The organism is Paenibacillus sanfengchensis, from assembly GCF_036864765.1.
Taxonomy (GTDB): domain Bacteria; phylum Bacillota; class Bacilli; order Paenibacillales; family Paenibacillaceae; genus Fontibacillus; species Fontibacillus sanfengchensis.
Genome location: NZ_JBAGJC010000021.1, coordinates 20,907 through 39,251 on the forward strand (window position 1 = coordinate 20,907; position 18,345 = coordinate 39,251).

An 18,345-nucleotide genomic window follows, 5' to 3' on the forward strand; every position below is an offset into this window, starting at 1 on the left:
GATGAAAACCTTTCGCACAAGGCTTACCTTGATTTTAATGAGCCTGGTCGGCGTCTCGATGTTGGCCGCCGGCCTTACGATGGCTCAGGTTTTTAAAGATTCCCACATTCGTGCGCTAGAGGAAAATATGGCACGGGAAATCAATTTACTGGAGAGCACGTTCGCTTTCATTCCTCCCGATCGCCCGGATGCCGTCGATTATTACACGGACCGGGCGCGGGAGCTTGATCGGCTGACGGACTCCCGGGTCACGTTTATTACGCTTGACGGAGAGGTCATAGGGGATTCGGAAATGCTTCCGGGGGAGATGGACAACCACGCCGGACGCAAGGAAATCCAGTCTGCCGAGGGGGATGCCGTCGGCAGTGCGATCCGGTACAGCGAAACGATCGGCGAGGATATGCTGTATGTTGCGCACCGGGTCAAATCCGACCGGGGGTTTGAGGGCTATATCCGTTTGTCGATGAGCCTCGAAGCCGTGGGGAAAGAGATGAATAAAGGCTGGTACTTGATGGCGGGCGGGCTTCTCCTGTTGTTTGTCGCGGCCGCCCTCGTCAGCTACCGCGTCGCGTCCGGATTAACCAAGCCGCTGGAGCATATTACCCGGGTGGCGAACCGGATTTCCCGGCTGGATTACGACGCCAGGGTGAATCTGGACCGGAAGGATGAAATCGGCCAGTTGGGGCATGCCATCAACGGGATGGCCGACAGTCTTCAGCAGCAGCTCAAGGTGATCCACGATAACGAGGATTTGATGCAGAGTGTGCTCGCCAACATGACCGGCGGCATACTGATGGTGGATGCGTCCGAGAATATCGCAGTGATCAACCGCGAGGCGGAACGGATCCTTCATTTGCGCAGCGACCAGGTTCAGGGAAAGCCGTACCATGAGCTGAAATGGAATTACGAGTTCATGAAGTTTGTGGAGGAGGGGATCACCCGTAAGGAATTTTTGCGGGAGGAGCGGAATTTGTATTCGCCCGAGGAACGGATCGTCCAGTTTGACGGCGTTCCCATGTTTGAGGATGACGGGAGCTATCGGGGGATGCTGTTCCTTCTCCAGGATGTCACCGATATCCGCCGGCTGGAGGTCATGCGCAGCGAATTCGTGGCCAATGTGTCCCATGAACTGAAGACGCCGATCGCCGCGGTGAAGGGCTTCGCGGAGACCTTATTGGCCGGGGGCGTGAAGGACGAGGATACGAAGCGATCCTTCCTGCAGATCATATTGGATGAGGGCGAACGGCTGAACCGCCTGATCGGCGACATTTTGGAATTGTCGAAGATCGAATCGAAGCGGGTTCCCCTAGAATACGCTCCGGTTCATTTAAAGGAGCTGTTTGACAGCATCTTTGAAATGCTGGATCCGGCGGCCAGGAAGAAATCGATCGTGATGCTGCAGATGGTTCCCGAGCATTTGTTTATAGAAGGGGACGAGGATCGGCTGCGGCAAATTTTTATGAACCTGTTATCCAATGCGATCAGCTATACGCTGGAAGGCGGACGGGTCAAAGTGGAGGCTGAGGTGCTCGGCGACGGGGACGAGGAGGAAAAACTGCGGATTACGGTAAGCGATACGGGGATCGGGATTCCGAAAAAAGATCTGCCCCGCATCTTCGAACGCTTCTACCGGGTGGATAAAGCGCGGTCTCGCAGTTCCGGCGGTACGGGGCTCGGGCTTTCCATCGTCAAACATTTGACGGAGCTGCACCGGGGGACGATCCGCGTTGAGAGCAAAGTCGGTGAAGGTTCCTCTTTCATCGTGGAGCTTCCGTTTATGCAGCATCACGATGAGGAAAGTTAAGCTCGCTTTTTCCGTATTTTTATATTTTTACACCCCGTTAACATATCCATGATATGCTTGGCTTGTTTAAAGGGCGTGAAATGGGATGGATCTGCAACTACTGGAGAAAATGGGGGTTACTATGACGCAGCGATTGTTGGTAATAGAAGATGAGCCGACGCTTTCGAGACTGCTGTCTTACAATTTGACCAGCGAGGGGTACGAAGTCGTGGTGGCCGAGCATGGCCAAGCGGGCTTTGATACGGCGATGCAGCAGGATTTTGATCTCATCTTGCTGGATCTGATGCTCCCCGGCATGAACGGGTTTGAGATTATGTCCAAGCTGCGTGGAGAGGGCGTCAAGACGCCGATCATTATTTTGACGGCCAAAAATGCGGAGCAGGAGGTTGTTGAGGGACTGAAGTCTGGGGCTGACGACTACATTACCAAACCGTTCGGCGTGGCCGAACTGTTGGCTCGGGTGGCTGCCGTGCTCCGCCGTTCCAACGGCCAGGAAGAACGGGAGACCACGGCGGTGTCCGAAGAGGCGCAGATTTCGCTCGGAGCGCTGACGGTATATCCGGAGAAGTACGAGGTTACGCTGAATGGGGAACAGATCACGCTGAGGCCGAAGGAATTTGAAGTGCTCCTTTATCTGGCCCGAAAGCCCGGTGTGGTGATGACGCGCGACGACCTGATGAACGCCGTCTGGGGATTCGACTATATCGGCGGCCAGCGAACGGTGGATGTCCATGTCAGCTCGCTGCGCAAAAAGCTGGAACTGGACCCGGGTTCGGTGCACATCGATTCGATTCGCGGGGTTGGTTATAAACTTGTGGTAAACAAGAAAAAGTCGGTCCATCATTGATTTTTCGATGATGGACTTTTTTTACAAAATGATGAATATTAGGCTATTTTACATGGGTCTATCGTCCTGTGAATATTCCCGTAACAATCCTGAACTATCATTTCTGACATACCCCTGTTTGAAGTAGGGACAAGGAGTGGTAGGAGATGAGCAATCAGGCAGTACTGGAGCTAAACAGGGATACCTTTACGGATACGGCGGAATACTGCCGAAATGTCCCGGTGATCGGCCCGCATGAATTGTGCCGGGAGGTGCTGCAGATGTTTCAGAAGCAGTCCGATATTCCGTGCATCGTGATTTCCGACGAACGTCATTTTCCGGTCGGGTTAATTATGCGGGATACGTTCTATCGCTATTTGGCCGGTCGTTTTGCCGCCGACCTGTTCTATGAACGGCCCGCGCTGGAGTTCTCCGAGCGATCCCCGCTCCGCTGCGAGCTGTCCGTACCGGCTTACGAATTGCTGGATGCGGCGCTTGGCCGCAAAGGCCTTCATTTTTACGATTGTCTTATCATCACGGAGCGCGGAAAGTTTTTCGGCATTATGACGGTGCAGGACCTGATGATGCTCTCGCGAAATTTGCAGCGGGAGGCGGAGGAAGCGAGAAGAATCGCCGTGACGCAGAGCGCTACTCGCGTGTTGGAAATCGAACGGGCGGCCGGGCAGGCGTCCGAAGCCGCCAAGCGCAGCCTCAAGGAGACCGAGCGTATGTCGGGGCTGGCAACCGCAGGAAGGCTGGAACTGGAAGAGGTGAAGGCGATGTTCGCCCGCGTCGCCGAGTTGACGCGTTCGCAGGAAGGCCAGGTCACCGAGCTCGCCGCCCGCGCGGGGGAAATTTCGCAGGTTGCCGCCCGGATCCGCGAGCTTGCGGACCAGAGCGGGATGCTGGCGATGAACGCGACCATTGAAGCGGCGCATGCGGGGGAGCACGGGCGCGGGTTCGCGGTCGTAGCGAACGAGGTCCGCAAGCTGGCTTTTCAGACGAAGAAGCTGTCGGGCGAAATCGGTGCGACGCTGGAACTGGTGGGCAGCCTGGTGAATCAAACCGCAGATACCGCCGTTTCGACGGCCCGGGAGATGGAACAAAGCCAGGGGCGGGTGAACAAGGCGGAGCATACGTTTTCCCAGCTCGTCGAATCGGCTCGGCAGACCGAAGTCCGCGGGAAGGAAGTCGCCCATTCGGCGGAAACCGCCGTGCGGACGACCGGGCTTGTCAGGGAAGAATTAACGAAGCTTGCCGAAGCCGATGGAGAGTGAATTTTTACACAGCGTTTACATTTGAGCTTATCCCCTTTTACATAATTGAGGTAGAATCGTCATGTACCCATTTACCTAAGCGTCAGCACGGGCTCGCCAAGCGTGAGGTCCGTGCTTCGTATTGAGATTACATTTTTACAGAGTGGGAGAAATGACATGACCTCGATTATTCATATTGACCAACTGAACCTTTACTATGATCAATTCCACGCGTTAAAAAACGTGTCTCTCGACATTCCGGAAAAAGCGATCACCGCTTTTATCGGGCCTTCCGGCTGCGGCAAATCGACACTGCTGCGGACATTGAACCGGATGAACGACATGATTCCGGCCACGAGAATTGAAGGCTCCGTGAAGATTGCGGGGGCGGAAATTTATGGTGAGGATGTTCAGGTGGAAACGCTGCGGAAGCAGGTAGGGATGGTGTTTCAGCAGCCGAATCCTTTTCCGAAATCAATTTATGATAATGTAGCCTACGGTCCAAGACTGCACGGGATGAAAAATAAAGCCCGACTCGATGAGATCGTCGAACAGAGCTTGCGTCAGGCGGTTTTGTGGGATGAAGTGAAGGATTTCCTGAAACGCTCCGCGCTCAGTCTTTCCGGCGGCCAGCAGCAGCGGCTCTGTATTGCCCGGGCAATAGCCGTGCAGCCGCAAATTTTGCTGATGGACGAAGCGACATCGGCCTTGGATCCGATTTCGACGCTCAAGATCGAGGAGCTGGTTCAGGAATTAAAATCCAGGTATACCATCGTTATGGTCACGCATAACATGCATCAGGCAGCACGGATTTCCGACCGCACGGTCTTCTTCCTCAACGGGGAGATCGTAGAGGCCGACGATACGCGCACGCTCTTTTCCACCCCGCGGGATTCCCGTACTGAAGACTATATTTCCGGCCGTTTCGGTTAACAGAAGGAGGCTACCCGAGATGATACAAAGAAAAGAATTTGACCAGAATTTGGAGGATCTGAGACAACTGCTCAGAAAAATGGGCGAACACGTGGAGGATGCGCTAAGCGAGGCCATCTCCGCTCTGCAAGCCTTGGATACGGGCTTGGCCAAGAAAATCGTGGAGCGCGACGTGATTCTTAACGAATTGGAAGAACAGGTGATGGATCTCGGCTCCCGCCTCATCGTCACCCAGCAGCCGGTGGCGAAGGACTTGCGCCGGATCATCGTGGCCTTCAAGATATCCAGCGATCTGGAGCGGATGGGGGACCTTGCGATCGATATCGCCAAAGTCACGATCCGTCTGGAAGGGCAAACCCTGATCAAGCCGCTGGTGGACATTCCGAAAATGGCCCAACTGGTCATCGCGATGGTACGGGAATCGCTGGAGTCCTATCTCGACGAAAACACCGACCTGGCTTACAAAATGGCGAAGGACGACGATGAAGTCGATCATTTATACAGCCAAATCATCCGGGATCTGTACTCCCATATGACGGAGCATCCCGACACGCTGCAGCAGGCCATGCTTCTGACATTGGTAGGCCGTTACATCGAGCGGATTGCCGACCATGCCACCAATATTGGGGAAAGCACCGTATATTTGGTCACGGGTCACCGACCGGATCTTAACCAATAAAGAACTTTAACAGTGGAGCAAGTTTTAAAGGAGATCCTCCGGCATTTGTCCGGGGGCTCCTTTTTTGTTTTTGCTTTTTTATATAAGTGGCGCATGTGTTAGAATAGGTAAAGGATTAAGCTGAAGGACGAGGTGTCATATGGAAAAATTGATGCTACTTGACGGCAACAGCATTATTTATCGCGCTTTTTTTGCGATGCCGCCGCTGACCAATTCGAGCGGTTTACACACGAACGCCGTATACGGATTTACGAATATGCTGCTTCGTCTGATCCAGGAGGAGAAACCGACCCATATCCTGGTTGCTTTTGACGCGGGCAAAGAGACATTTCGTCATGAAGGCTACCAGGAGTATAAAGGAGGCCGGGAAAAGACGCCTTCCGAGCTGTCGGAACAATTTCCGTTGATGCGCGAATTGCTGGAGAGCTTCGGGATTTCCTGGTTTGAGCTGTCCGGTTACGAGGCGGACGATATTATCGGCACGATCAGCAAGCAGGGAGAAGAATCGGGTCGTGAGGTTCTGGTCGTTACCGGGGATAAAGATATGCTGCAGGTCGTCAGCGAGAAAGTTACCGTGGCGCTGACGCGGAAAGGGATCAGTGAGGTGGAGCCTTACGGGCCGAAGGAGATCGAGGAGAAGTACGGTTTAACCCCGCTGCAAATCATCGACTTGAAAGGCTTGATGGGCGATGCTTCGGATAACATTCCGGGGGTTCCCGGGATCGGGGAGAAAACGGCGCTGAAGCTGCTGCATCAATTCGGCTCCGTGGAGGAAGTGCTGTCCCGTACGGATGAGCTGAAGGGGAAAATGAAGGAAAATTTGGTCAACCATGCCGAGGATGCAAGAATGAGCAAACGGTTGGCGACGATTTTCCGGGAGGTGCCGGTGGAACGGACCTGGAACGATATGGTATTTAACGGTCTCCGTGAAGAGACGGCGGTGCCGATATTGCGCAAGCTGGAGTTCAAATCGCTGCTGGAGCGGCTGAATTTGGGCGGAGACACCGCGGGAGCGGGAGCCTCAGCGGAACCGGAGCAAGAGGTAAACGTGACGATTGTGGATGCTGAGACCTTGTCCGAACTGGTGGAAGCCCTGCCTCGGATCGAAGCCATGCATGTGGAATCGACCGGGGAAAATCCGCACCAATCGGATGTGATGGGCATGGCTCTTTCGACGGCGGACCGTCAATTTTATCTCTCGCCCGAGTTTTTGAAGAGCGGAGAGGCCGGGCCGGTTCTTGCCTGGCTGTCCGATCCCAACGTCAAAAAACACGGGTATGATCTGCACCGGACCGATCTTGCCCTTCATTGGCAGGACATCCCGTTCGCCGGGGCGGATTTCGATATCCAGCTTGCCGCGTATTTGCTGGATCCGACGGAAGGCGATCAGACGCTCAGCGCCCTGGCCGCCAAATACGGACTGTCCTTCCTGGCCTCGGATGAGGAAGTATACGGCAAGGGAGCCAAGTTCAAAGTGCCGGATGAGGAGACGCTCAGCCGCCATTTGGCCCGCAAATGCGGGGCGATTGCGAAGATCGTTCCGCTTCAGCAGGCCGAACTCGAGAAGAACGAGATGAACCGGCTTTTCTATGAGCTGGAGATGCCGTTATCCCGGATCTTGGCGGATATGGAGAAGCAGGGGGTTGCCGTGAACCGGGATGCCTTGATCGAGCTCGGCAAAGAGTTCGAGGCTCAGATCAACAAGCTCGTCTCCCAAATTTACGAGATCGCCGGTCAGGAATTTAACTTAAATTCCCCCAAACAATTGGGCGAAATTCTGTTCGATAAACTTGGCCTTCCCGTGATCAAGAAGACGAAAACGGGGTATTCCACCGACGCGGAAGTGCTGGAGAAACTGGCCCCTTATCACGAGATCGTGCAGTATATTTTGGAATACCGCCAGTTGGCCAAGCTGCAGTCGACCTATGTTGAAGGTCTGCTTAAGGAAATTCACAGCAAGACCGGAAAAGTGCACACGTATTTCCGCCAGACGGTAGCGGCCACGGGCAGGCTAAGCAGCCAGTTCCCGAACCTGCAGAACATTCCGATTCGTCTTGAGGAGGGCCGGAAAATCCGCAAGGTCTTCGTGCCGTCGGAAGAAGGGTGGCTCATTCTGGGCGCTGACTACTCGCAAATCGAGCTCCGCGTGCTCGCGCATATTTCGGATGATCCCGGACTGAAGGAAGCGTTTCTGCACGACATGGACATCCATACGAAGACCGCGATGGACGTTTTCGGCGTGCCGGCGGATCAGGTGGATGCGAATATGCGCCGTTCCGCCAAGGCGGTAAACTTCGGCATCGTCTACGGCATCAGCGATTACGGGCTTTCGCAGAACTTGAACATCACGCGGAAGGAAGCGGCTCGTTTTATCGACCAGTATTTCGACGCCTTCGAGGGCGTGCGGCGTTACATGGACAATATCGTTCGCGATGCGAAACGGGACGGCTATGTCAAAACGCTGCTGGAACGCCGGCGTTATCTTCCGGAGATTAACGCGTCCAACTTCAACCTGCGCTCCTTCGCCGAAAGAACGGCGATGAATACGCCGATTCAAGGAACCGCCGCCGATATCATCAAGCTGGCGATGGTGCTGATGGACGAGGCGCTCCGCACCCGCGGGCTCCGAAGCCGGATGCTGCTGCAGGTGCATGACGAACTTGTCTTTGAAGTGCCGCCGGAGGAGCTTGACACCATGACCAAGCTGGTACCGGAAACGATGGAGAAAGCGCTGGACCTGTCCGTGCCGTTGAAGGCCGAGGTCAGCAGCGGTACGAACTGGTATGAGGCCAAGTAACCGTCCGAGTATCGGCTGGGCCTTCTTCAACAGCCGTAGCTTTACTATAGACATCGAGGTGACAAGACAATGCCGGAATTACCGGAAGTGGAGACGGTCAGAAGAACGCTGACCGGACTCATTGTCGGCAAAACCATCCAATCGGTCAGTGTGCTGCTGCCGCGAATTATCCAGCGGCCGGACGATATCCGGCGCTTCGAGCTGGAACTGGCGGGACACCGGATTCTGGATGTGGGCCGCAGGGGGAAATTTTTGCGGATCATTATGGACGGGCTGGTGCTGGTCTCTCATCTGAGGATGGAAGGCCGGTACGGCCTTTATGATGGCAGCGATCCGCTGGAGAAGCATACGCACGTCATATTTCATTTTACGGACGGAACGGAATTGCGGTATAAAGATGTACGCCAGTTCGGGACGATGCATCTTTTTTTGCCCGGCGAGGAATTTAGCAACCAGCCGTTGGCCAAACTGGGTTTGGAACCGCTCGACGATACCTTTACCGAGGCAGCGTTCCGGAAGGCGATCTCGGGGCGGACCACGAAGATCAAACCGGCGCTGCTGAACCAGGAATACGTGGTCGGGCTAGGGAATATTTATGTGGATGAAGCGCTTTTCCGCGCGGGCATTCACCCGGAGCGCCCGGCCAACCGGCTCGGCGATGCCGAACTGACCCGTCTGTACGAGGCGATATTGGCTACGTTAACCGAAGCGGTGGAGGCCGGCGGTTCATCGATCAAATCCTATGTGAACGGACAGGGCGAAATGGGGATGTTCCAGCATTCGCTGCGGATTTACGGCCGGCAGGGAGAACCTTGCGTTAATTGCGGACAAGCCGTGGAGAAGACGGTCGTGGGAGGACGCGGAACTCATTTTTGCCCGAGCTGCCAGCCGCAATATGCGGACGAACCTGTTGTGAAGAAAAACAGCGTTCAGGGGAAGCCTAAGGAAAAAACGAAGGCGAAAGCGAAAGGTCCCGCTTCTAAACGGGCTCATACCGGAAATGGAGTGAGAGGATGAATATCGGGTTAACCGGGGGGATCGCGACCGGAAAAAGCACGGTATCACAGATGCTCGTTAAGCGGGGAGCGGCGTTAATCGATGCCGATGTCATCGCCAGAGAAATCATGGAGCCGGGTCATCCTGTTTTGGACGCGGTGGCGGAACGGTTCGGAAGGGAAATCCTGCTGCCGGATGGGCGCCTTGACCGCAAGAAGCTTGGTGCGATCGTCTTTTCCGACACGGGCCAGCGCAAGGCGCTGGAAGCCATTACGCATCCGGCGATTCGTTCGGAGATGAAGAGAAGGATGACGGGAATCGAAGCGGCGGAGCCGCGAAGACTGATTGTGGCGGATATTCCGCTCCTCTTTGAGTCTGGTCTGGAAGGGGTATACGAAGAGGTGATGGTCGTCTACGTCCCCCGAGCCATTCAATTGGAGCGTTTGATGCTGCGGGATCGGCTGACTTTAGATGAAGCGGAAGCCAGACTGAATGCCCAGATGGATATCGAAGAAAAAAGAGAGAGGGCGGATGTTTTGATCGATAACAGTCACGGCAGAGAAGAGACGGAACGTCAAATTGATACCTTTTGGCGGGATAAGGGACTGGCATGAGTTGGCTTCGTAAAAAAAGAGTGCTGCTTTTGTTGTTTTTGGGCTTTATCCTGATCTTGTTTTTCAATTCCGCATGGCTGTCGCTTTTTTATCCGATCCCTTATAAAGAGGAAATTCGCCATCATGCCCGCAGCAACGGTCTGGACCCGTTAATGGTGGCCGCGATTATCAAAGTGGAGACGAATTATAAGCCGGGTTCGGAGTCCAAAAAGGGAGCGCTCGGTATCATGCAGATTATGCCGGATACGGCGAAATGGGTGATCGAGAAGGCCAAGCTGGAGGATGTCCCGCTGAACCGGGTTAAGGAGGAGACGGGGACCAATATCCGGATCGGAACCTGGTACCTGAAATCGCTCTCCGACCAGTTTGACGGGAATATGATAGCGGTCATCGCCGCCTATAATGCGGGGCCCACCAACGTGAAAAACTGGCTTCGTAGCGGCCGCTGGGACGGTCGGCTCGAGAGCGCGAAGGATATTCCTTTTGGCGAAACGAGGCATTATGTACAACGGGTTTCCCATTATTATAAACAGTATTCAAGTATATATGAGGATTTTTAATTCAAAAAGAAGCATGGGCAGCTAAAAGCTGCCCTCGCTTCCCGTTGATCGGTGATTATTATCTGAATTGACCTGCCAGCGATTGCTCGGCCAGGGTTACCAAACGTTTAGTGATGAAACCACCGATCGAACCGTTCTCATAAGAAGTCAGGTTACCTGCATATCCGTCTTGTGGGAAAGAGATGCCAAGCTCTTGAGCGATTTCATATTTCATTTGCTCCAGTGCTCCGGAAGCTTGTCTAACCACCAGGTCATTCGAAGAATTGTTGTTTTGGGCCATGATGTTCACCTCCTTGTGGTTGGTAACTGTATTATGCTCGGGATTCGGCAACTTCATTACCTGTTTTTAAAGTTATATATTGGAATCAAGAAATAAGAAAATCCGTAGTTCAATGAATCGTGATGAAGAGCTTAGGGCGAAAACGAAAGGAGGGAGATTCTTTTGAAATGTCCCTATTGTGATTATTTAGGTACGAAGGTGCTGGATTCCAGACCGGCGAACGAGAACCGTTCCATCCGCCGCCGCCGGGAGTGCGAAAAGTGCAACCGCCGCTTCACCACGTTTGAAATGGTGGAAGAGATGCCGCTGATCGTGATTAAGAAGGATGGCAGCCGGGAAGAATTTAGCAGAGAGAAGCTGCTTCGCGGCTTGATCCGGGCCTGTGAGAAACGGCCGGTTTCCGTAGAGCAACTGGAGTCCATTGTTTCCGAAGCGGAGCGTTCTCTTCGGCAATCGGCCAATGCGGAGGTGGAAAGCCGACAAATCGGCGAACTGGTTATGGAACAGCTTTATCCCGTCGATGAGGTCGCTTATGTGCGGTTCGCTTCGGTTTATCGCCAATTTAAGGATATCAATATGTTTATGAAAGAACTGAAAGGTCTCTTATCCAAAACAACCGAAGAAGATCAATAACAATAAGTTATTTTCTTTACTAAGGAGTGAGAGCGGATGCAGTCAAATCGGCTCATCGGACCCGCTTGCGGTTTTCTGGGAGGTACCACCTTCGGCAGTGGGATCGCTTTTTTGCTGGGATGGACATCTTATCCCGTCATCGCTTCCGTGTCATTCTTCGGTCTGGCCGGTGCGGCCCTCGGAGCCATAGCTGTAAAGATTCTACAAAAGCAGGTGGACTAAAACTAAAGTTCGCGCATATAACATTGGTAAACGTTTGTCCGGAGTTTCTTCTGGGCAGGCGTTTTTTTATTCGAATTTTTTACATTGCGTTTACAAAACAAAAACATGGGTTTGATATTTGCTGCTTATAATCGAGTTGTACAAACAAATGAGGGGGAAACCTTAACAATGAAAAAGAGTTTGGTCTTGGTAATGACTTTGGTTTTAAGTTTCGCATTGGCTGCTTGCGGCCAAGGGAACAAGACAAATAGTGAGGGTGCCGGAACAAACACCGGAACCACGAATTCCGCAAGTGGAGAGAAAGGTGCCGCAAACGGTGGAGAAACAACAACTTCCGAGCTTTCCGGTTCGATTCTGGCTGTAGGTTCCTCCGCACTTCAACCGCTGGTGGATCAAGCCTCCAAGAAATTTATGGAGAAGAACCCTAAAGTATCGATTCAAGTTCAAGGCGGAGGAAGCGGTACGGGCTTGACGCAAGTATCCGGCGGACAAGCGGACATCGGTAACTCCGACGTGTTTGCGGAAGAGAAATTGGATGAGGCGGCGGCCAAAGGACTGGTTGACCATCAAGTTGCGGTGGTGGCTATGGCTGCGGTGGTAAATCCTGAAATTACGATCGATAATCTGACTAAAGACCAGTTGGTTCAAATCTTTACCGGCAAAATCACCAACTGGAAAGACGTAGGCGGTCCGGATCAAAAGATTCAAATCGTAAACAGACCGTCCAGCTCCGGTACGCGCGCTACTTTTGAGAAATACGCGCTCGGCACGAAGACCGAAGACCTTCCAGGCGCCATTCAGGAAGATTCCTCGGGCACGGTTAAAAAGCTTGTAAGCGAAACTCCCGGCGCGATCGGTTACCTGGCACTTTCTTACCTGGACGAAAAAGTGAAGACTGTAAAATATGAAGGTGTGGAAGCGACGGAAGAAAATGTAGCGAACGGCACTTATCCGGTATGGGCTTACGAGCACATGTACACCAAAGGCGAGCCGAATGAAGTGGTAAAGGCGTTCCTGGACTACATGGTATCCGATGAAATTCAAAACGCGGATGTCGTAGAGCTTGGTTACATTCCGGCCGGCAAAATGCAGGTGAAGCGCGATCTGGATGGCAACATCACGAAATAATAGATCGACATCATCATACGGCAAGACAAGAGGCGGAGTATTCTGCCTCTTTCTGTGCTTTCAAAAAGGAGAGGTCTCATGGCTCGGTCCAGAGAAAATCGCAAAATAAAACAGCACATTATGGAAGAGTGGACTGGTAAAGTTTTTACCTCCTTATGTATTGTGCTTCTTGTTGTGACTATATTTTCATTAGTCTATTTTGTCGCCACCAAAGGGTTTAGCTCCTTTATCAAAGATGGCATCTCCATTGGAGAAATCTTTGGAGGGACCGAATGGAAGCCGGAGGGAGAACCGCCTTTGTACGGCGCGCTTCCGTTTATCATAGGTTCCTTCAGTACGTCGATTATGGCCGCGATTATCGCCGCCCCGCTTAGTATTTGCGCAGCCTTGTTCATGGTTGAAATTATGCCGAAGGTTGGGCGGAAATATCTGCAGCCCGCGATCGAGCTGCTGGCCGGGATCCCATCCGTTGTTTACGGGTTTGTGGGTCTCAGCGTGATCGTTCCGTTTTACCGGGATATCTTCCCGGGACAAGGCCTCGGGATTGCCGCCGGGGCCAGCGTGCTGTCCATTATGATCCTGCCCACGATGACATCGATTGCTACGGATGCGCTCGCGGCTTTGCCGCCGGGCCTTAAGGAAGGTTCCTATGCGCTTGGGGCCACCCGTTGGCAGACGCTGGCCAGAATCGTGATTCCGACGACGCTTCCCTCCCTGATGACGGGAGTCGTTCTCGGCATGGCACGGGCTTTCGGCGAAGCGCTCGCCGTTCAGATGGTCATCGGGAATGCGCCGCATATTCCGCACTCCCTGTTCGAGTCCGCTTCCACCTTGACCAGTGCGATTACGCTGAGCATGGGGAATACGGTCATGGGCTCGACGCAAAACAACGTTTTGTGGACATTGGCCCTCATTTTGATGTTAATGACCTTCGTTTTCGTCTTTATTGTTCGCTGGCTTGAAAGGAGAGCAAACCGATGAACGCAAAAACCGCAGACAAAGTCGCAACAGCCGTCATCATTTTTTTCGCCGGTATTATATTGTTGATTATGGCCGGTTTGCTCGGATTTATCTTGGTACGCGGCATTGGACATATCAGCTTTGATTTCTTGACATCGCCGCCGGAAACGATCAAGGAAGGCGGGGGGATCGGACCGCAGCTGTTTAACTCGCTTTTCCTGCTTGTCCTCACAATGATTATCACGGTTCCGCTCGGGCTTGGAGCGGGGATCTACATGAGCGAGTACGCGAAGCCGGGGAAGGTTACCGATTTTATTCGCCTTATTGTCGAAGTGCTGTCTTCATTCCCGTCTATCGTGGTCGGCTTGTTCGGCTTGCTGGTGTTCGTTAACGTGTTCGGCTTTGGCTTCTCCTTGTTCGCGGGTGCGTTGGCATTGACCGTATTTAACCTGCCTCTGATGGTCCGGATTACGGAGCAGGGGATGGCCAGCGTTCCGCAGGCGCAGAAAGAAGCAAGCTTGGCCCTGGGCTTATCCAAATGGAAAACGATCAAATCGATTATGCTGCCCATCGCCCTGCCGATCATTCTGACCGGTACGATCTTGGCCGCGGGCCGCGTCTTCGGCGAAGCTGCCGCTCTGCTGTTCACTGCGGGGATGAGCAGCCCGAGACTCGATTTTTCCGATTGGAATCCGCTGAGTCCGATGTCACCGCTCAATCCGTTCCGTCCGGCGGAAACGCTGGCCGTTCATATCTGGAAGATCAATTCCGAGGGGCTGGCGCCGGATGCGCCGGAAATTGCCGCGGGTGCTTCGGCCGTCCTGATTATTACAGTACTGCTGTTCAACTTGGCGGCCCGGTGGATCGGACGCATGCTGCACAAGAAATTTACGGCAACGAAATAGGAGGACTCCCATGCCTAATATAGAACTGTCCACCAAAGATTTGAGCGTATTCTACGGGGAAAAGCAGGCGGTCAAGGAAATTTCCCTCGATTTTGCCTCACGCCAGGTCACGGCGCTGATCGGCCCGTCCGGCTGCGGCAAATCCACCTTTTTGCGCAGTCTGAACCGGATGAACGATTTAATCGATGGAGCCCAGATCACCGGGGAGATCTGGATCGGAGACGAGAATATCAACGACCCCAAGACTGATGTGGTGCTGCTGCGCCAGAAAATCGGCATGGTTTGGCAACGGCCGAATCCTTTTCATAAGTCCATCTATGAGAATATTGCCTTCGGGCCGAGATACCATGGCATCCGCGATAAAAAGAAGCTGGATGAAATCGTGGAAGAGGCGTTGACGAAAGCAGCCCTCTGGAATGAGACGAAGGACCGGCTGGACCGCTCGGCCCTCTCCCTGTCGGGGGGGCAGCAACAGCGGCTGTGCATCGCCAGATCGATCGCGGTCAATCCGAGCATCATTTTGATGGATGAACCGGCTTCGGCGCTGGACCCGGTGTCCAGTGCGAAAATCGAGGAACTTATCGCCGATCTAAAGCGCGAATACTGCATTATCATCGTAACGCACAACATGCATCAAGCCGCGCGCGTGTCGGAGAAAACCGCGTTTTTCCTTATGGGCGAGTTGGTCGAATTCGACGATACGAGCACAATTTTCACCAATCCGACAGATAAGCGAACCGATGACTATATATCCGGCAGATTTGGATAATTTCAATTCCGGACCGAATCCGGCTGGCCCAAGGGGCCGGCCGGATTTTCCTTTTTCTTGTCATTTGAACAAGTGTTGGCACGTAATGGGAGGATCGAGTAAAATAAGAGGATATGACGGCCTTTACTGGATATTACGGTTCGGAGGATCAGGAATGGATATTGAAGTACTGATATTGGCTCAGTTGATGCAAGGGCCAAAGCACGGATACGAAATCAAAAAGAATATCGTGGTTGTTTTGAACAGTCAGAGAATGATCAACAACAACTCGCTATATCCGAAGCTAAAACGGTTTGAAGAGCGGGGGATGGTCAGCAAAACGATGGAGGAGCAAGATAAGAGACCTAATCGCCATGTATATGCGATCACAGAGTCGGGACGGCGTTTTTTTTTGGACACCCTTCACCGTTTTTCGCCGGAGCTGATCGAATCGGATGAGGAATGGGGTCTTCGGCTGGCCTACTATCATTTTCTGGACAAGCCGGCGCGTATGCGACTTCTCGTCTTCAGAAGACAAGCACTGGCCGAGAAACGGCTGCGTTTGGAAAAGCTGGGGCAAGGAGATTTGCCCCTGTTCTCACGGGAATTGTCGCTCTACCTGCAAGATATGATGATGAAGGAAGAAGAGATTATCATTCGGCTGCAAGCTGAGCTGGACCAGTTATAAATTCTGGACCATGGACGGGGAAGCAACGCGACCGGAGGCTATTTTGAATTTTCCTTTTTACGATCATACTGATAATATACTTTTTCGGCCAGTGCAGTTGACTGCGCCGGGTGACTGGATGAGGAGACAGGATATTTATGCAATTGCTGGAGTGGATAGAGGGAATGTTCCGAGAGTTCGGTTACTTTGTGCTGCTGCTCGGTCTTCCCGTGGACTTCATTGCGCTGCCGCTGCCCCCGGGGCAAACGACATTGACCTATACCGGTTACTTGTCGTATAAAGGAGTGCTCGCTTTTCTGCCGTCGATTCTCTCGGGATTTGCAGGTTCTGCGATAGGAATTACGATTACTTACTTGATTGGGCATCATGTGGGTGCCCCGCTGGTGGAGCGATACGGAAAATGGATCATGCTGAAACCGGCCTATTTGGAGAAGACGCGCAAAATCTATGATAAATACGGTAATAAAATGCTGTTGATCAGCTTTTTTGTTCCGGGAGTCCGGCAATTTTTCGGTTACTTTGTCGGCATTATCCGGGTTCCTTTTCGAACTTTTGCGCTTTATGCATATCCTGGTGCACTTTTGTGGGTCTGCGTTTTTGTCGGTATCGGATATATTTTTGGCGAGCAGTGGCAGCAGGTTATCGTACTGGTGGAGAAATATCTCGTTTATTTTTTCGGAGGCTTGGGCGCCTTATTGGCGGGAATCTTATATATAAAGTGGCGGAAGTGGAGAAAATGGAAGCTTAAGCAGGTCAAAACTCCATGACGCGAGTGCCGAATCCTCGGCGCAGTACATAAAAAAACGCCGACATATCCGGCGTTTTTTTCTTTAGCTTTTCTCCGTTCCTTCATCCTCGTTTTCTTGACGGACTTTAACCAGTGACAAAAAGGCGAAAAGATCTCCCAGGACGGTAAGACCCGCCCCAATGAGGGCCAAATCGTCCGCCGTTATCTCTGAATTGGTGATCGTACTGTTACCGCCGCGCGAGTTCTTCTTATTTTTGCTCCTGATCGCCACTTTTCCTTTATTGGGCATACGTACCACCTGCTTTAAATCGTCTTTATCTCAGGATATGCCGGGGGTGCGTAAAGGGAGTAGGCGCTGTAAAGGTTGGACTTTCGCCCCGGACCGGCGGGAAGCGTGATTTGGGCCGGCTTCTGTGCGCTTGCCGTGGCCTTTGGACGTTATGCTTAATATGATACCGTATACTGAGAAAAGGGAGGGAAAGTCATGTCGGGATATTGCGAAAACGGAAATAATGGCGGATACGTCGGCGGAATTTGGACTTCTACGGGTGTTATTCTGGTCCTGTTTATCCTTTTGGTTATCGTATCCAAAGGCTTCTATTAAGACCTTTTGACGTCGAGGAAGGGCCCTGCTGCGCCAGGGTCCTTTTTCATGGTTTCATTTTACATCCTCGCTGTCCTGGTCTATGATTAATAAGATAACCCGAACTCAGGAGACGTGAGGAGGATTGGCGTGCCAAGTTTAGTGTTGGAAGGCGGGACTCTTCGTCCGATTTTCAGCTCCGGCGTGATGGATGCCCTATTGGATGAGGGGATTATGTTTCCTTATTGCATTGGCGTTTCCGCGGGAATCAGCAACGGAATTTCCTATATTTCCAAACAAAAGCGAAGAAACCTGGAGATCATGGAGAATTATCGGAATGATTCCAGATACATAGGCTACCGGAACTTTTTCAAAAACCGCAGTTTGTTTGGTTTGGATTTTATCTTTAAGGAAATCCCGTCCCGGCTGGTTCCCTTTGATACGCCTACTTACAGGTCTTATAAGGGAAAGGTTCTTGTCGGCGTTACTAATGCGCATACGGGATCGCCCGAATATTTGAACGGCCTTGAAGCCGATGAACAGTGGACCCTGCTGCGCGCCACTTGCGCCATTCCTTTTGTTTTTCCGGCGATCGAATTGAATGGCCAAAAGTATTACGACGGAGGATTGGCGGATCCCATCCCGATCCGCAAGGCGGTGGCCGACGGGAATGCCAAACACCTCATTGTATTGACCCAGCCTAAAGGGTATGAGAAAAGGTTAAGCAAGCGGACCGTACGGGCGGCAAAGCTGCTACGCCGCAGATTTCCCAAGCTGGAGGAAGTTCTTTTGACGCGGCATAAGCACTATAATGAAACCGTTGCCTTCTGCGAGCAACTGGAACGAGAGGGCCAAGCCATCCTTCTTCGGCCGGAGGTTCCCCTCAACAGCTTTGAGAAGGATATCGGAAAGCTGCGCGAAACCTGTCAGCATGGATACGAGTTGGCGATGAAGCGAATGGATGAGATACACCGCTTATTTTAAA

The 18,345-nt window shown here is 52.6% G+C and carries 20 protein-coding genes; 18 read left to right on the forward strand and 2 right to left on the reverse strand.

Features of this window, described 5'->3' with window-relative positions:
• The first annotated feature begins 1 nt into the window (after position 1).
• From pnpS to V4U84_RS25055, 9 genes are all read left to right on the forward strand, one after another.
• The gene (gene pnpS / locus V4U84_RS25015) at positions 2–1,804 is read left to right on the forward strand and encodes a two-component system histidine kinase PnpS (RefSeq protein WP_334075894.1); all 1,803 of its coding nucleotides are present in this window, start codon (positions 2–4) and stop codon (positions 1,802–1,804) included.
• Between the two features lie 121 nt (positions 1,805–1,925).
• Complete coding sequence (locus V4U84_RS25020; RefSeq protein ID WP_334075941.1) at positions 1,926–2,651, forward strand: response regulator transcription factor; 726 nt, start codon at positions 1,926–1,928, stop codon at positions 2,649–2,651.
• A 146-nt stretch (positions 2,652–2,797) separates the two neighbouring features.
• Complete coding sequence (locus tag V4U84_RS25025; RefSeq protein ID WP_334075895.1) at positions 2,798–3,907, forward strand: methyl-accepting chemotaxis protein; 1,110 nt, start codon at positions 2,798–2,800, stop codon at positions 3,905–3,907.
• 156 nt (positions 3,908–4,063) lie between these two features.
• Positions 4,064–4,819, forward strand: a complete 756-nt coding sequence (gene pstB, locus V4U84_RS25030; RefSeq protein ID WP_334075896.1) for a phosphate ABC transporter ATP-binding protein PstB — start codon at positions 4,064–4,066, stop codon at positions 4,817–4,819.
• 19 nt (positions 4,820–4,838) lie between these two features.
• Positions 4,839–5,498 carry a phosphate signaling complex protein PhoU gene (gene phoU / locus V4U84_RS25035; RefSeq protein WP_334075897.1) on the forward strand — a complete coding sequence of 220 codons (660 nt, stop codon included), beginning with the start codon at positions 4,839–4,841 and terminating at the stop codon, positions 5,496–5,498.
• A 139-nt stretch (positions 5,499–5,637) separates the two neighbouring features.
• On the forward strand, positions 5,638–8,295 hold the full coding sequence (polA, locus tag V4U84_RS25040; protein ID WP_334075898.1) for a DNA polymerase I: 2,658 nt from the start codon (positions 5,638–5,640) through the stop codon (positions 8,293–8,295).
• Between the two features lie 69 nt (positions 8,296–8,364).
• The gene (mutM, locus tag V4U84_RS25045; protein ID WP_334075899.1) at positions 8,365–9,312 is read left to right on the forward strand and encodes a DNA-formamidopyrimidine glycosylase; all 948 of its coding nucleotides are present in this window, start codon (positions 8,365–8,367) and stop codon (positions 9,310–9,312) included.
• A complete protein-coding gene (gene coaE, locus V4U84_RS25050; protein WP_334078181.1) occupies positions 9,309–9,905 on the forward strand; it encodes a dephospho-CoA kinase in 597 nt (198 codons plus the stop codon). The genes mutM and coaE overlap by 4 nt, the downstream gene beginning before the upstream one ends.
• On the forward strand, positions 9,902–10,465 hold the full coding sequence (locus tag V4U84_RS25055; protein ID WP_334078182.1) for a lytic transglycosylase domain-containing protein: 564 nt from the start codon (positions 9,902–9,904) through the stop codon (positions 10,463–10,465). The genes coaE and V4U84_RS25055 overlap by 4 nt, the downstream gene beginning before the upstream one ends.
• A gap of 58 nt (positions 10,466–10,523) precedes the next feature.
• On the opposite strand, the gene V4U84_RS25060 is transcribed toward V4U84_RS25055, so the two are convergent.
• Positions 10,524–10,745: an alpha/beta-type small acid-soluble spore protein gene (locus V4U84_RS25060; protein WP_334075902.1), complete on the reverse strand. Its 222-nt coding sequence runs from the start codon at positions 10,743–10,745 to the stop codon at positions 10,524–10,526.
• Positions 10,746–10,907: 162 nt separating this feature from the next.
• Between V4U84_RS25060 and nrdR the strand changes: the two genes are divergently transcribed.
• The 8 genes from nrdR (at position 10,908) to V4U84_RS25100 (ending at position 16,796) form a co-directional block, all read left to right on the forward strand.
• On the forward strand, positions 10,908–11,378 hold the full coding sequence (nrdR, locus tag V4U84_RS25065) for a transcriptional regulator NrdR (RefSeq protein WP_334078183.1): 471 nt from the start codon (positions 10,908–10,910) through the stop codon (positions 11,376–11,378).
• 36 nt (positions 11,379–11,414) lie between these two features.
• The gene (locus tag V4U84_RS25070; protein ID WP_334078184.1) at positions 11,415–11,600 is read left to right on the forward strand and encodes a hypothetical protein; all 186 of its coding nucleotides are present in this window, start codon (positions 11,415–11,417) and stop codon (positions 11,598–11,600) included.
• 168 nt (positions 11,601–11,768) lie between these two features.
• Positions 11,769–12,728 carry a phosphate ABC transporter substrate-binding protein gene (locus tag V4U84_RS25075; RefSeq protein ID WP_334075905.1) on the forward strand — a complete coding sequence of 320 codons (960 nt, stop codon included), beginning with the start codon at positions 11,769–11,771 and terminating at the stop codon, positions 12,726–12,728.
• Positions 12,729–12,806: 78 nt separating this feature from the next.
• On the forward strand, positions 12,807–13,709 hold the full coding sequence (gene pstC / locus V4U84_RS25080; protein ID WP_334075906.1) for a phosphate ABC transporter permease subunit PstC: 903 nt from the start codon (positions 12,807–12,809) through the stop codon (positions 13,707–13,709).
• Entirely contained in the window at positions 13,706–14,593 is an 888-nt protein-coding gene (gene pstA / locus V4U84_RS25085) for a phosphate ABC transporter permease PstA (RefSeq protein WP_334075907.1), read from the forward strand. The genes pstC and pstA overlap by 4 nt, the downstream gene beginning before the upstream one ends.
• 10 nt (positions 14,594–14,603) lie before the next feature.
• The gene (gene pstB, locus V4U84_RS25090; protein WP_334075908.1) at positions 14,604–15,362 is read left to right on the forward strand and encodes a phosphate ABC transporter ATP-binding protein PstB; all 759 of its coding nucleotides are present in this window, start codon (positions 14,604–14,606) and stop codon (positions 15,360–15,362) included.
• Positions 15,363–15,516: 154 nt separating this feature from the next.
• Positions 15,517–16,029, forward strand: a complete 513-nt coding sequence (locus V4U84_RS25095; RefSeq protein ID WP_334075909.1) for a PadR family transcriptional regulator — start codon at positions 15,517–15,519, stop codon at positions 16,027–16,029.
• Positions 16,030–16,166: 137 nt separating this feature from the next.
• Positions 16,167–16,796 carry a DedA family protein gene (locus V4U84_RS25100; RefSeq protein WP_334075910.1) on the forward strand — a complete coding sequence of 210 codons (630 nt, stop codon included), beginning with the start codon at positions 16,167–16,169 and terminating at the stop codon, positions 16,794–16,796.
• 63 nt (positions 16,797–16,859) lie between these two features.
• On the opposite strand, the gene V4U84_RS25105 is transcribed toward V4U84_RS25100, so the two are convergent.
• Positions 16,860–17,066: a hypothetical protein gene (locus V4U84_RS25105; protein WP_334075911.1), complete on the reverse strand. Its 207-nt coding sequence runs from the start codon at positions 17,064–17,066 to the stop codon at positions 16,860–16,862.
• 444 nt (positions 17,067–17,510) lie between these two features.
• Here V4U84_RS25105 and V4U84_RS25110 point away from each other — a divergent pair, with 444 nt between their 5' ends.
• The gene (locus V4U84_RS25110) at positions 17,511–18,344 is read left to right on the forward strand and encodes a patatin-like phospholipase family protein (protein WP_334078185.1); all 834 of its coding nucleotides are present in this window, start codon (positions 17,511–17,513) and stop codon (positions 18,342–18,344) included.
• Position 18,345 lies beyond the last annotated feature (1 nt).

Excerpts from the sequence above, each read along its gene's own strand:
- pnpS (WP_334075894.1), top strand. The coding sequence starts at position 2 with ATGAAAACCTTTCGCACAAGGCTTACCTTGATTTTAATGAGCCTGGTC.
- V4U84_RS25020 (WP_334075941.1), top strand. The coding sequence starts at position 1,926 with ATGACGCAGCGATTGTTGGTAATAGAAGATGAGCCGACGCTTTCGAGA.
- V4U84_RS25025 (WP_334075895.1), top strand. The coding sequence starts at position 2,798 with ATGAGCAATCAGGCAGTACTGGAGCTAAACAGGGATACCTTTACGGAT.
- pstB (WP_334075896.1), top strand. The coding sequence starts at position 4,064 with ATGACCTCGATTATTCATATTGACCAACTGAACCTTTACTATGATCAA.
- phoU (WP_334075897.1), top strand. The coding sequence starts at position 4,839 with ATGATACAAAGAAAAGAATTTGACCAGAATTTGGAGGATCTGAGACAA.
- polA (WP_334075898.1), top strand. The coding sequence starts at position 5,638 with ATGGAAAAATTGATGCTACTTGACGGCAACAGCATTATTTATCGCGCT.
- mutM (WP_334075899.1), top strand. The coding sequence starts at position 8,365 with ATGCCGGAATTACCGGAAGTGGAGACGGTCAGAAGAACGCTGACCGGA.
- coaE (WP_334078181.1), top strand. The coding sequence starts at position 9,309 with ATGAATATCGGGTTAACCGGGGGGATCGCGACCGGAAAAAGCACGGTA.
- V4U84_RS25055 (WP_334078182.1), top strand. The coding sequence starts at position 9,902 with ATGAGTTGGCTTCGTAAAAAAAGAGTGCTGCTTTTGTTGTTTTTGGGC.
- V4U84_RS25060 (WP_334075902.1), bottom strand. The coding sequence starts at position 10,745 with ATGGCCCAAAACAACAATTCTTCGAATGACCTGGTGGTTAGACAAGCT.
- V4U84_RS25070 (WP_334078184.1), top strand. The coding sequence starts at position 11,415 with ATGCAGTCAAATCGGCTCATCGGACCCGCTTGCGGTTTTCTGGGAGGT.
- V4U84_RS25075 (WP_334075905.1), top strand. The coding sequence starts at position 11,769 with ATGAAAAAGAGTTTGGTCTTGGTAATGACTTTGGTTTTAAGTTTCGCA.
- pstC (WP_334075906.1), top strand. The coding sequence starts at position 12,807 with ATGGCTCGGTCCAGAGAAAATCGCAAAATAAAACAGCACATTATGGAA.
- pstA (WP_334075907.1), top strand. The coding sequence starts at position 13,706 with ATGAACGCAAAAACCGCAGACAAAGTCGCAACAGCCGTCATCATTTTT.
- pstB (WP_334075908.1), top strand. The coding sequence starts at position 14,604 with ATGCCTAATATAGAACTGTCCACCAAAGATTTGAGCGTATTCTACGGG.
- V4U84_RS25095 (WP_334075909.1), top strand. The coding sequence starts at position 15,517 with ATGGATATTGAAGTACTGATATTGGCTCAGTTGATGCAAGGGCCAAAG.
- V4U84_RS25100 (WP_334075910.1), top strand. The coding sequence starts at position 16,167 with ATGCAATTGCTGGAGTGGATAGAGGGAATGTTCCGAGAGTTCGGTTAC.
- V4U84_RS25105 (WP_334075911.1), bottom strand. The coding sequence starts at position 17,066 with ATGCCCAATAAAGGAAAAGTGGCGATCAGGAGCAAAAATAAGAAGAAC.